The sequence below is a fragment of the Pseudoalteromonas sp. S8-8 genome (assembly GCF_000497875.1).
In the GTDB taxonomy this organism is placed as follows: domain Bacteria; phylum Pseudomonadota; class Gammaproteobacteria; order Enterobacterales; family Alteromonadaceae; genus Pseudoalteromonas; species Pseudoalteromonas arctica.
The window spans coordinates 49,260-62,067 of the sequence record NZ_AUTR01000020.1; the positions used below are offsets into that span (position 1 = coordinate 49,260).

The following is a 12,808-nucleotide window of genomic DNA, read 5'->3' on the forward strand; positions in this document are numbered from 1 at the left end:
ATTTTTGCTAACGGAATAATTATGCTCAAAAAAATATCACTGTTTATCGGGATGGCAATCAGTGCAAATGCTGTTGCTAAAGGTGGCGTGTCACCTTATTTACCTTTAAATCAAGCCCCAGAACTTGAGCACCAAGTACAACGACTTTTAGCCGTAAGTAAAAACACACATATTATGAGCAAGCCTTATAAAGCGCACGATATTTATAGAGTGCTGCAAACTGTTAGGCATACTTACCCAGAACTATATCAAACACTTTCGTACCAACTTAGCCCTTACATTCAAAGCGACGCGGGTACATTTGCAAAAGTAACGCTTGCTGCTGGTACAAAAGATAAAACACTGCCGAACCAACGCGGCCAAACCACTAAAACCAACTTAATTGTTGAAGGTGGCGCTTACGCTAACTTCGGGCGTTACTTTGGTGTAAGTGTTGTAGGCATAGCCAACGAAGACGAAATATTACCTACACAAAGTTTTTTTTACCTAGGTAATAAATACGCGCAGTTAGATGTAGGTTACCGAGAGCATTGGTACTCACCTTTTAACGATAGTGCCATGCTATTAAGTACACAAGCTAAAACAACGCCTTCTATAACGCTTAGTAATGTAGAGCCAATAACCAGCTTTAATATTCGTTACGATATGTTTATTAGTAAAATGACAGAGCAACGTGGGATCCTTGAAAGCACTAAGCAGACAGGTGTTATTCGTGAGTACAAACCAGGTAAGCCATATTTATTTGGCTTGCACACTAGTTTTGCTGCAACCGATAATTTAACAATAGGCTTAAGCCGCTTAATGCAGTTCGGAGGCGGCCCTAGAACAGTTACTTTAAAAGACTTTGCGGAAGGTTTTTTTACCCCTGGCAGTAAAGATAATATAACTCGCTCAGATGCCGACGAAGTTGATGCAGACTTTGAGCTTGGGGATCAACTAGGCTCAATTACTTTTGCGTATAACAATAGTATTTATACACTTCCTTATGAGCTATACGGTGAGGTAGCACTTGAAGACACCCTAGGTGGCTCTCGCAATAATGCATACAGCATTGGGCTATATTTACCTTTTATTGCTAACAACCACAGTTTACGCTTCGAACACAGTAACTGGCAAAAAGGTTGGTACGCAAATAGCTTATATCAAGATGGTAACCGTAATTCTGGCAATGTAATTGGTCACTGGGCGGGCGATGAGCACGACTACACCGACTACACCCCTGCAAAATCTATGAGCGTAAACTGGCATTGGCAATTAAGTAAAATAGAAAGCTTAAATACCACTATTCGTATGCTTAAAAATAAAACCGAAGACTATGAAACAAGTTACGAACTGCAAACAGCGTATACACGCAAGTTGAGTAAACCAATAATGGGTGCTAAAAGTTGGGGAGCTGAGCTGTATCAAGGAAAGGATGTATACGGGGAAACGTTTGCTAGATTAGGTGTATTTGCCAATTTTTAACACCCTGTAGGTGCGAATTTATTTCGCGCTCATCTAACCTAACTTTACCAAAAGCGAGGTGTAAAATCTCACCTACAATATACACACACCCTATCGATGCGAATTTATTTCGCGCTCACCTAACTTAACTTTACCAAAAGCGAGGTATAAAACCTCACCTACAACATACACACCCTGTAGGTGCGAATTTACTTCGCGCTCATCTAACTTAACTTTATCAAAAGCGGGGTATAAAACCTCACCTACAATATATGGATCCTGTAGGTGCGAATTTACTTCGCACTTATGTAATTTAACTTTACCAAAAGCGAGGTATAAAACCTCACCTACAATATATACACCCTATCGATGCGAATTTACTTCGCGCTTATCTAACTTAACTTCACCACAAGCGAGGTGTAAAACCTCACCTACAATATATGCACCTTGTAGGTGCGAATTTACTTCGCGCTCAGCCAACCTAACTTCACCAAAAGCGAGGTATAAAACCTCACCTACAATATATGTACCCTGTAGGTGCGAATTTACTTCGCGCTCATCTAACTTAACTTTACCAAAAGCGAGGTGTAAAACCTCACCTACAATATATGCACCTTGTAGGTGCGAATTTACTTCGCGCTCAGCCAACCTAACTTCACCAAAAGCGAGGTATAAAACCTCACCTACAATATATGTACCCTGTAGGTGCGAATTTACTTCGCGCTCATCTAACTTAACTCTACAAAAAGCGAGGTATAAAACCTCACCTACGATATATGCACCTTGTAGGTGCGAATTTACTTCGCGCTCATCTAACCTAACGTTACCAAAAGCGAGGTGTAAAACCTCACCTACAATATATACACCCTGTAGGTGCGAATTTATTTCGCGCTTATGTAACTTAACTCTACAAAAAGCGGGGTATAAAACCTCACCTACAATATATACACCCTGTAGGTGCGAATTTACTTCGCGCTAATGTGATTCATCACCGACAAAAAACATACTTCTACAATAACGCTTTTATTGAACTAGCTATATGCTCGGCTTGCTCTTGTGATGCTACAGAATCAGTTGACTCGACCATGACACGGATCAATGGCTCAGTGCCTGATTTACGTAGTAAAACACGACCAGTATCTGCCAATACTATTTCAGCTTCTGCTACTGCTTGTTTTACCGAATCAGTATTTAGAATTTCATTCGCATTATTTTTTGTTAAACGCACATTAAGAAGCACCTGAGGTAATTTTTGCATACCTGCTACGTAGTTCTTTAATGATTGCTTTTGCTGAATAAGCGCTGTTAATACCAATAAAGAAGCGACAATGCCATCACCTGTGGTTGCATAATCTAAATGTAGAATATGGCCTGAACCTTCACCACCAAGTTTCCAGCCAGTATTTTTAAGCTGCTCAACAACATAGCGATCACCTACTTTAGCGCGCTTGAATGGTATATCCATTTCCTTAAGCGCTAGCTCTAACCCGAGGTTAGACATTAGTGTACCAACAACACCACCCTGCATTTTGCCTTGCAGCTTTGCTGCTTTAGCTAAAATATAAAGTATTTGGTCACCGTCAATCACAGCGCCACTATCATCAACAAGCATTAATCTGTCAGCATCACCATCAAGCGCAATACCTAAGTCTGCTTTATGTTCAAGTACAGCTGCTTGAAGGCTATCTAGATGTGTAGCACCACATTGCTCATTTATATTTAAACCATTTGGTTTATCGTTAATGCTAATAACGTCAGCACCTAGTTCTGCATAAACATTAGGCGCTATGTGATATGCAGCCCCGTTAGCACTATCGACAACAATTTTTAAACCTTCAAGCGTTAAATCTTTAGCGAATATGCCTTTGCAAAATTCAATGTATCGTCCAGCAGCATCGTTTATGCGTCTTGCTTTACCCAAGCGCTCTGAGCTTACACACTGCATTGCGTTGTTATTTAATGCTTGCTCAAGTAAAGCTTCAATTTCAAGCTCTTGCTCATCGTTTAACTTCGTACCAGAATTATTAAAAAACTTAATACCATTATCGTAATATGGATTATGCGATGCACTAATAACAACACCGGCATCCGCTCTAAAGGTTGATGCTAAATAAGCAACAGCAGGCGTTGGCATTGGGCCAACAAATGCTACATTAACACCTGCAGCTGAAAGGCCTGCTTCTATGGCTGACTCAAACATATAACCACTGTTACGTGTATCTTTACCTATTAGAATCTCTTTTGTACCACTAGAGGCTAAAACAGTACCCGCGGCCCAGCCTAATTTCATTGCAAAATCAGGCGTGATAGGAAAAGTACCCACCTTACCTCTTACTCCATCGGTACCAAAGTATTTACGTGGCATAATTATTCCTTTTAAAATGTTAAATGCGCAGTGCACATATAATTAATATTTGTTAGCTCTATTATCTTAAAAACATAGCTTTATTTCAAAAAGCAAAAAGCGCGAGTTAAACTCACGCTTTAAATTTCATTAAATATAAAAACTAAATACATAGCTTTAATTTGTCAGAATATTGAATAAATTATTATCAACAACCTTACTCAGCCTGACCGTTATTTGTTACTTTAAAATACAATGTCACTCAACTTAGTGTGTAAAATAATAACTTAATTAATATTTACAACATTCTGCTTGTTTCCCTTGGTTAGATCCTTTTTTGCATTCCACACCAAATCACATATACCATCAGTTGGATTAAAACCAGTGGGTGCATCTAGCAACAATTGACGAATTGTTTCATGATCAAAGTTATGACACGCAATATCTAACGCTTCTATAAACACATTAAGCTCAGCTAAAGGTAGCATTACTTCACTGGCTGTCATTATGCGCTCGTGTGTTGTTTCACCCACGTTATTACCAATTAACAGTTCTTCATAAAGCTTTTCGCCTGGGCGCAAGCCCGTACACTTAATCTCGATATCACCATGTGGATTAGTGTCGCTTTTAACTTCAAAACCAGAAAGTCGTACCATTTTAGTCGCAAGATCTTTAATTTTAACTGGTTCGCCCATATCAAGTACAAACACATCGCCGCCTTTACCCATAGCGCCTGCTTGTATTACTAATTGAGCAGCTTCTGGAATCGTCATAAAAAAGCGTGTTATATCAGGGTGTGTAAGCGTTATTGGGCCGCCCTCTTTTATTTGCCTGCGAAATAGCGGCACAACAGAGCCACTAGAACCAAGTACATTACCAAAGCGAACCATACAAAAACGTGTTTTGTGCTTAACACCTTGCTCTTGCGTTAAGCCCTGCAGTACTAATTCGGCCATACGTTTAGTCGCCCCCATTACATTAGTAGGACGCACTGCTTTGTCGGTAGATATAAGTACAAAATTTTCAACGCCAGCATTAACGGCTGCTTTAGCACAGTAATAAGTACCAAACACATTATTACGTACACCTTCGACAACGTTATGCTCAACTAACGGTACATGCTTATAAGCCGCTGCATGATAAACTGTATGCACGCCAAAGGTTTTCATTACTGTTTCAAGACGGTTAATGCGCTGAACAGAACCCATTATAGGAATTAACTCTAATTCTAAAGCGTTATTACAAATATACTCGTTAAGCTCTTTTTCTATTGAATATAAAGCAAACTCACTTTGTTCAAATAAAATTAATTTAGTGGGTTGTTGTTTAACTATTTGCCTACAGAGCTCCGAACCTATAGAGCCCCCTGCACCAGTTACCATAACTACTTTTTTAGTAATATTGGCCGTCATTAAATCCACTTTAGGGGCTACGGGGTCACGACCTAGTAAGTCTTCTACACCCACTTCTGTTATTTCAGCAAGCTTGGCTTTACCTTCAACAACATCAGCCATTCCTGGCATTGAAAGCACTTTAATGGTGAGCGGCTCTAATTGGGCTAGTATTTCTTTTCGGCGGGCACGTGTTGCACTAGGTAATGCTAATAAAACCTTGCTAACTTTACGTTTATTAATTAATTCGTAAATCCCCTTAAAACATACAACAGGTATACCCTGAATTATTGAGCCATGTTTAGTAGCATCGTCGTCAATAAATGCACTAACAAAATACTCAGGGCCAGCACCTAAAGCCGTGGCTAGTTGTCGCCCTGCAGAGCCCGCCCCATAAATAATCACAGACTCTTTTTTACTCGTAGTCATTTTGCCAATAATCGCACGTACCAATACACGGGCACCACCTACGGTTAGTAAACACAGCCAAGCAAATATAAACGGCATAGTACGGGGTATATCTATACCTATCAAAAAGGCAATTAAAACCAAACTAACGGTAGTTATAATGGTACCTAATACTATTGCCCATATGGCTTGAGAGTTCATGTACCTAAGTACTGCACGATACAAACCTAAACTTATAAATGTATATAAGCTTACAGGTATCAACACCGCTAATAAAAGCCAATTATCTAAACGCTGCAGTGGTTCAAAGCTATCAAGCCTTACAATAAGGGCTAACCAAAAAGCGATTACAATAAATAACGTATCGATAAACAAAGTAATAAGGCGTTTTTTAGCGCGTGATGCATTTAAAATAGAGCGTATAAAACTATCCAAGACACGTTCCTTTACGGTTTAAGTACAGAGCTAACCCTGTATCGTATTTAAAATTAACAATATGGTAACTATAACAAAAACAAACTAGTGTAATTAGCTTTTAGCGAGGTTTATTCGCTAAAAGCTCAGTTGGCAGTTGCTATGCCAAAGCTCGCTTTTAGAGGTTAAAATGAGCTAATAGGTTATTATTGGTGTAATAGCCAATGGTAGAATGCGCCTCAGTTAAGGCACATCTTAAGTAAATCACTATTTAAATTAATGCATTAAAAACGTCAAAAAGAATATCCAATAGGCTAGGCATAGCGTGCCCTACTTAACCCTGTCACCACTACCACTACCAGTCACTGTCATTAGTATATATTTAAAATAGTTACCTATAGTGAGTGTATCAATCATTTCACAATCGGTTTTAGCAAGTAGTTCAGGAGTAGACATATCAATTTCGTTAACTTGAGCTAAACCGGTAATACCAGGGCGTACTGCAAATACATTTTTAGCATCGCGCGCTTTAGTTAATTCTTCTTGGTTAAACAAACCAGGGCGAGGGCCGACTAAGCTCATTTCACCTTTTAATACATTCCATAGTTGCGGTAGCTCATCTAACTTTGTTTTACGTAAAAAACCACCAAAGGGTGTTATTGATGCAGTACTTGCTAAATGACTTGCTACCGATGCGGTATCAACAGTCATTGTTCTAAATTTTATTAAAGTGAATGGCTTTTTATTTCGACCAACACGTTCTTGTGTGAAAATAGGAGAACCTGTATCAAACAAGCCAATAATATATAAAATAATTAAAAATGGTAATGCGAACAACAAACCAAATAGTGAAAACAGAAAGTCGAGTAAACGTATCATTTATAAACCCATTAATTATTTTTTGAAGGCTTCTTAGCAGCCAATTTAAAACCATGCTCAACTGAGTATGGCGGTTTCCAGTCAAGAGTATTTTTTGTATGAGTAATATCTAGCTGAAGTGAGCCTATAAGCCTATCTACCACATCATTTTTATTAAGTAATTTACCTGCTAATTTAAAACACCACACAGGTACTGGTAAAGCCAAGTTTTTTTTATGCTGTACTTTAGCCATTAATGCTATCATTTCAGCAGTTGATAAATCATTATCATCGCTTGCTAAAAACACCTGGTAAGCTGCTTTTGGATGCTCAATACATACCTTTATTAAATCAACCAAATTATAAACCGACACTAAGCTGCGCTTATTATTCTTTATATACCTAAACGGTAAAGGTAATCCTTTAGAAACAAGCCTCATCAATGATGCAAAATTAGCCTTAACCCCTTCACCATAAACTAATGGTGGGCGGATAATCACTATTTCCATTCCTGTTTGCTTACCAAGTTCCAACAATTGCTGTTCCGCCTCTGCTTTCGAGATGCCATAAGGATCTTCGGCGGCAGTTTTATCGCTTGCATTGAAAGGAGCTTTACTACTAGTGCTTTCACCATTCACTTTTATTGAACTTAAAAATATAAAGCGCTTAACACCGGCCTGTACGGCTTGTTTAGCTAAATTAAGTGTACCTTGTGTATTCACTGTTCTAAATTCATCAAGAGGATCACTAGAAAAATCATTCATAATATGAACTCTTGCAGCACAGTGCACCACAACATCAACATTTTCTAGCGCCTCGTTGTAAAGTGAACTCGAGTCCAAATTATGTGTAAAAACATTTCCAAAACTAGATTGCTTTCTGCCAAGTAGATTTAATTGATAATTGCCTTGTAATTGCTCGACTAAATTATTACCAACAAAACCTGAGTAACCAGTGATAAGTAACCGCTTCACTTTTTACCACCATAACTTATTATAGAAGTAGCCATTTCAGACATTATATTTACGCGAGTATACTTGTTGATAAAGTTATCTCTATTTGTTTGACCAAGTTTAAGGCTACAAAGAGAAGTAACTGCTTGCTGAGGGTTGCTTGGATAAAACACCTGTGCATTATCTACTTCTTTGTTGATAAACTCGGCAGCATAGCCACCTACACCGGCTAAAACTGGTTTGCCCATCGCCGCATATTCGAAGATTTTTGAAGGTAAAACCTTTTCAAATGCAGGATAATCGTTTAAATGCAAAAATAAAATATCAGCGTTTAAATACTCTTGAATAAGTTGCTCACGATTCACAGGCGGATGAAAGCTAATATTAGTAATACCTTTACTTGCTTCAACTAAAGAGTCTTTTCTACCACCATCGCCTATAATTTTAAATTGATATGCTTGACCAGCAAGCTGGGCTAACTTTGGAATAATAGTATTTAACCCTTGTCCCTCACCAATATTACCTGCGTATAGCACGGTCAATACCGAATTCTCACTTTTCTCTTTTCCAATTTTAGCGCTCGCAGATAAAAACTCATTATCAATCCCATTAGTAAACCATGAAAAGATTGGCTGCTTAAATCGTTTAACAAAGTAACTTTCGAATCCTTTTGAGACTAAATTAATATGCTTTGCTGATGAAAAAGTATAATTCTCAACTAGAGTTAAAAAAGGTTTTAATAAAAAGGTAAGTTGTGGGTTCAAAACATCTTTTAATGTATCAACAAAAATATCCCGAATATCTAAATAAAGTGGTACGTTTATTCTTTTTGCAATTCTAGCGCCTAAAAAAGCGGTGAATAAACGAGAACTAGTTGCAAATACTAAATCATATTTTTTATTACTAACAAGTTTATTTGCTTGCTTATAAAAAGCACTAAAAGATTTTATTTGGTCGAGCATACCACTTTTATGCGAAGGTAAGGCGATACGTCTAATGGTTACATTTTCAGTTTGTTCAAACTCCTGAGCACCAGCTTCAAAACTCGCATATCGATTAGGCATAGTTGTAATAACTTCCACTTCGAGATTAGGCTGTTGTTTTAGCTGTTCAATTAAGGCTGTTGTTCTGAATGAGCCGGCACACAAGTCAGGGGCATAGTAAAAAGAGAGTACCAATACTTTCAAAGCTATTCCTTAATAATATTTATTGTTGTAACTAATTTACCACTGTCGAATGGTATAACGATTTTTTTGTTGGGGGTCGCTGCACCAAATTCAGGATGCCAAGTACTTTCAATTACAAAGCAAGCATCCGTACTATTAAAAAGCACCTTACTATTACACGGTAAACTTAACTCTATAGTTGTACTATCAAGCTGCTTAACTTCTATATCTGGATGTATATGTAGATTAAATTCTGCAAGAGCTTTGCACGATAAATTGTCTGTAATTATGCAGGAGTTGACATGAGCATCTATTGTTCGCGTATGAGTCACTTTGGGGGTGAGTCGTTTATAACCATTGTGACTGGCCGATAAAGTAACCCCAACGGAGCACTCGTTGGATTTAAGTAGCTTTGTATAGGCTCTTCGCGCTACACGAAAACCAGACCAAACTTCTGATGAGCTTTGCCCGCCAACAACAACAGTGTTATGAGCAGCGGTTTCTCGTTGCCGTAAACGTTCAGGGCTAACTCCATAAAGCGATGTACCTGAATTAACAAAAACACGTTGAGAGCCAACTGACATTTCGAAACTTAAGCTGTCAGCATGCGCATGCCCTGGCAAATAATCAGGGCCAACATTCGCATGATCAAATAAAAGAGTATAATTATCATTCTGGACTCGGCTATAACCACTTTCTTTATTTGTTGAGAGTAAAGATAGCGGTTTTGAAACGTCAAGCTTTAGCTTACTTGCATAACTAAAAATATCTCTTGGACTTGCAGCTATACCGATAGCAGCATCATTAAAAAAGCTAATCTCACCATCTGGATGAACCATTGTTTTCAGCCAATATAAGGCGTTTTCAGCTATATTTCTCCAGTTATTAAGGCGTTTAAGTAACTTCTCATTCTGACTTGTTTCAGCTAGATTAATTAGCTCAAGTAGATCCCAAAGTAGAATTTCGTGATACATTGGCGATAACTCAAAGTGGGCTCCATCACTTAAAAATTGCTCTTTTATTTCTCTATCTAGCAATTTTAAACCTAAGTTTAAAAAATTATTAGCCCTATCACCTTTCAAATAAGCACCAACAAAAGTTAGAGCCTTCGCATTTGCAAATAAGTGATTACCTAAAATATGATACTCTAGCTGTTGAGACAAGGCACCAGCCTGTTGAGCAATACTATTAAGGTATTTTTGTTCAACCTTTTCTTTTTCACTAAACCACTTAACCCAATTTACCAACCTAAGAGATAAAGGATAAGGTTCCCAGCCATTTCCTATGAAAGGCGGGTTTTCGTCAATCCAGCGATTTATAAAAGAGTAATGCAGCTCTTCTCTTTCTGAATTACTAGTAGAGCTTAAATCATCAAAATAGTGGAGGTTATATAACCATAGTTTTGTATGTTCAGCGGAATTCCAACTACCAATGTCTTCAACTAAGCCAGATTCATTTAAAAACAAAACTTTATTATTTTTAAAAAGCGATTGTTTAAAAATACAAGGACCACTCCAGCACCAAGCATTAATGCCATCAACACTTAAATCAGACATTTTTGGCTTTTTAAACTTATATAACGCCCTGTAGTAAAACTGTTCAAATCTAAGATATTTCAATGTATGAAATACCCTAGAAAATTTGATTAATACAGATTTCATTGGTTGCGTAACTGCTGTGCTATATCGATTGAAATAGAAGCCACTTCAAATATTTCGCTAGCGCTAATAGGTGCAGCAGTACCACTTTTAATTGAATCCAAAAATAACTTAGAACAGTTATTTTGTCCTTTATCTTGCTTCCATAAGTTAAGCTTTTTAAAGCCTTTCCAACCAAAGCCTTTTAATTTTACGAAGTTGTCTAATTGCAATACCTTACCTTCGACAAACACTTCAACTCTCTCTTTAGGAAAACTCGCAGCACCATTTGCTAAGTAATGAATAGTTCCAAACGACCCATCAGCAAAACCAAGAATAATTGCAGCTTTATCTTCAGTAATATCAACTGAGTCCGTATCGCCCATTCTTCGAGCTTGCACACTTACAATTTCACTATCAGCTAAGTAGCGCATTAAATCTATAAAATGGCATGCTTCACCGATTATACGTCCCCCACCCACGTTATTATCTTGAGTCCAATGATCACAAGGAATACTCCCTGCATTCATCGTCATGATAAATGATTTAGGTTCTTTAATAGGAGCTAATAGCGCTTTCATCTTTTGTATTTGTGGTGCAAAACGTCGATTAAAACCAACCATTAGCTTAGGTGCTTTTTCGGTTTTAATTGCCTCTTCATAACTAGCTTTGACTTCGGCTAGCTCTTCATGAGTAATAGCTAATGGTTTTTCAACAAATACATTTTTACCCGCTTTAAGTGCTTGTTGAACAAAATATGCATGGCTATTGTGCTGAGTCACTATAGCGATTGTATTAATATTTGGGTTTTCGATCATACTTTGTGTATCGGTGGTTGCCTCGCTAAAACCAGCTTTCTCACCATGAATCACACCATTAATGCCACCAGATGTAGAGATACTATCAAGTCGTGCGCCAGCTCCTTTAAATGCAGGTATCAGAACGCGTGATGCATAATTGCCAGCCCCAATAAAACCAACTACAGGGTCATTAGCCTGATATATGGGCGCAGTTTTGAGTGTTATTTTTTTCTCGTGGCGACTTACTACTTCAGATTCAAACTGTAATAAAATGCCTAAAGCACTTTTATCTGTTGTTAATAAGTCATAAGCATCACTAGCATTTTCAAATTTAAACCGATGTGTAATTAAAGGCTTAACATCAATTTGGCCTCCCGACATCATATCGAGTATTGCTTCAAAGTTACGCTGCTCTGTCCAGCGAACAAATGCTAATGGATAGTCATTACCTTGCTCTTCATAACTTGGATCATAACGACCTGGGCCATAAGAACACGATACTTGAAAAGTTAGTTCTTTTTCATAAAAGTCAGCACGACTTAGTTCAAGGCCAATTACACCTACTAAAATAATGCGACCGCGCTTTCGGCTCATTCTAGCCGCTTGCGTTACAGGGTCATTTGATTTAGTTGATGCTGTAATAATAACGCCGTCAACACCAACACCGCGGCTAAATGCCATACCTGCGGCTACCGGATCCTCACCATTACCAGGGTTACATATTTCAGCACCAAATTGCTTGGCTAAATCAAGTTTAGATTGGTCAAAATCAATTGCCAACACTCGGCAACCTTGGGCACGTAGCATTTGTACAGTTAACAAACCAATCAAGCCAACACCAGTAACAACAAAGCATTCTCCTAAAGTAGGATTAGCTAAACGAATGCCCTGTAAACCTATACTTGCAACAACAGTAAATGACGCTTCTTCGTCGCTTACGTTATCAGGTATCTTAGCAACTAGGTTTTTAGCAACACGTACTACATCAGCATGAGGACCATTAGAAGCAACCCTGTCACCAACTTTAAAACCCTCAGCACCTTTCCCTACACTTTCCACAACACCTACATTGCAATAGCCTAACGGCAATGGCTGAGCAAGCTTGGACTTAACAGCATCAACCGTTGTCATCAGGCCATCTGTTTGTACTTTTTCAAGTACCATTTTAACCTTATCTGGTTGGGAACGAGCTTTATCAATTAAGTTAGCTTTACCAAAATCAACCAACATCCTTTCAGTTCCAGCAGAAATAAGCGTTGTTGATGTGTTGATTACAACATTATTTTTAGTTGCAGATGGAGCCGGAGCTTCAACAATGGCCGAACCTCCTTTAGCCATATCTTGAAGTACTTGTTTCATTTTTAACCTTAATTTTTATTTGTATTTATATAACG

The 12,808-nt window shown here is 38.1% G+C and carries 9 protein-coding genes; 1 reads left to right on the forward strand and 8 read right to left on the reverse strand.

The annotated features are described in order from the left end of the window. Positions 1–21: 21 nt before the first annotated feature. A complete protein-coding gene (locus tag L659_RS0105115; RefSeq protein ID WP_024589805.1) occupies positions 22–1,464 on the forward strand; it encodes a capsule assembly Wzi family protein in 1,443 nt (480 codons plus the stop codon). Between the two features lie 342 nt (positions 1,465–1,806). Here the strand turns inward: L659_RS0105115 and L659_RS0105120 are convergent, their stop codons facing one another. The 8 genes from L659_RS0105120 to L659_RS0105155 all read right to left on the reverse strand — a co-directional run bounded on the left by L659_RS0105120 (position 1,807) and on the right by L659_RS0105155 (position 12,773). Further along, positions 1,807–2,091, reverse strand: a complete 285-nt coding sequence (locus L659_RS0105120; protein WP_024589806.1) for a hypothetical protein — start codon at positions 2,089–2,091, stop codon at positions 1,807–1,809. 361 nt (positions 2,092–2,452) lie between these two features. Continuing rightward, positions 2,453–3,808, reverse strand: coding sequence for a phosphoglucosamine mutase (gene glmM / locus L659_RS0105125; protein ID WP_024589807.1), 1,356 nt, complete (start codon positions 3,806–3,808; stop codon positions 2,453–2,455). A 266-nt stretch (positions 3,809–4,074) separates the two neighbouring features. Further along, complete coding sequence (locus L659_RS0105130; protein ID WP_024589808.1) at positions 4,075–6,021, reverse strand: polysaccharide biosynthesis protein; 1,947 nt, start codon at positions 6,019–6,021, stop codon at positions 4,075–4,077. Between the two features lie 309 nt (positions 6,022–6,330). Then, a complete protein-coding gene (locus tag L659_RS0105135) occupies positions 6,331–6,879 on the reverse strand; it encodes a sugar transferase (protein WP_024589809.1) in 549 nt (182 codons plus the stop codon). An 11-nt stretch (positions 6,880–6,890) separates the two neighbouring features. Then, on the reverse strand, positions 6,891–7,832 hold the full coding sequence (locus L659_RS0105140) for a UDP-glucose 4-epimerase family protein (protein ID WP_024589810.1): 942 nt from the start codon (positions 7,830–7,832) through the stop codon (positions 6,891–6,893). Beyond that, positions 7,829–8,998 (reverse strand): glycosyltransferase family 4 protein, encoded by a 1,170-nt coding sequence (locus L659_RS0105145; protein WP_024589811.1) that lies wholly within the window; start codon positions 8,996–8,998, stop codon positions 7,829–7,831. The genes L659_RS0105140 and L659_RS0105145 overlap by 4 nt, the downstream gene beginning before the upstream one ends. A gap of 2 nt (positions 8,999–9,000) precedes the next feature. Next, on the reverse strand, positions 9,001–10,638 hold the full coding sequence (locus L659_RS0105150) for a heparinase II/III family protein (protein ID WP_024589812.1): 1,638 nt from the start codon (positions 10,636–10,638) through the stop codon (positions 9,001–9,003). Continuing rightward, positions 10,635–12,773, reverse strand: coding sequence for a bi-domain-containing oxidoreductase (locus L659_RS0105155; RefSeq protein WP_024589813.1), 2,139 nt, complete (start codon positions 12,771–12,773; stop codon positions 10,635–10,637). Before L659_RS0105155 ends, L659_RS0105150 begins: the two co-directional genes overlap by 4 nt. Positions 12,774–12,808 lie beyond the last annotated feature (35 nt).

Excerpts from the sequence above, each read along its gene's own strand:
- L659_RS0105135 (WP_024589809.1), bottom strand. The coding sequence starts at position 6,879 with ATGATACGTTTACTCGACTTTCTGTTTTCACTATTTGGTTTGTTGTTC.
- glmM (WP_024589807.1), bottom strand. The coding sequence starts at position 3,808 with ATGCCACGTAAATACTTTGGTACCGATGGAGTAAGAGGTAAGGTGGGT.
- L659_RS0105155 (WP_024589813.1), bottom strand. The coding sequence starts at position 12,773 with ATGAAACAAGTACTTCAAGATATGGCTAAAGGAGGTTCGGCCATTGTT.
- L659_RS0105150 (WP_024589812.1), bottom strand. The coding sequence starts at position 10,638 with ATGAAATCTGTATTAATCAAATTTTCTAGGGTATTTCATACATTGAAA.
- L659_RS0105115 (WP_024589805.1), top strand. The coding sequence starts at position 22 with ATGCTCAAAAAAATATCACTGTTTATCGGGATGGCAATCAGTGCAAAT.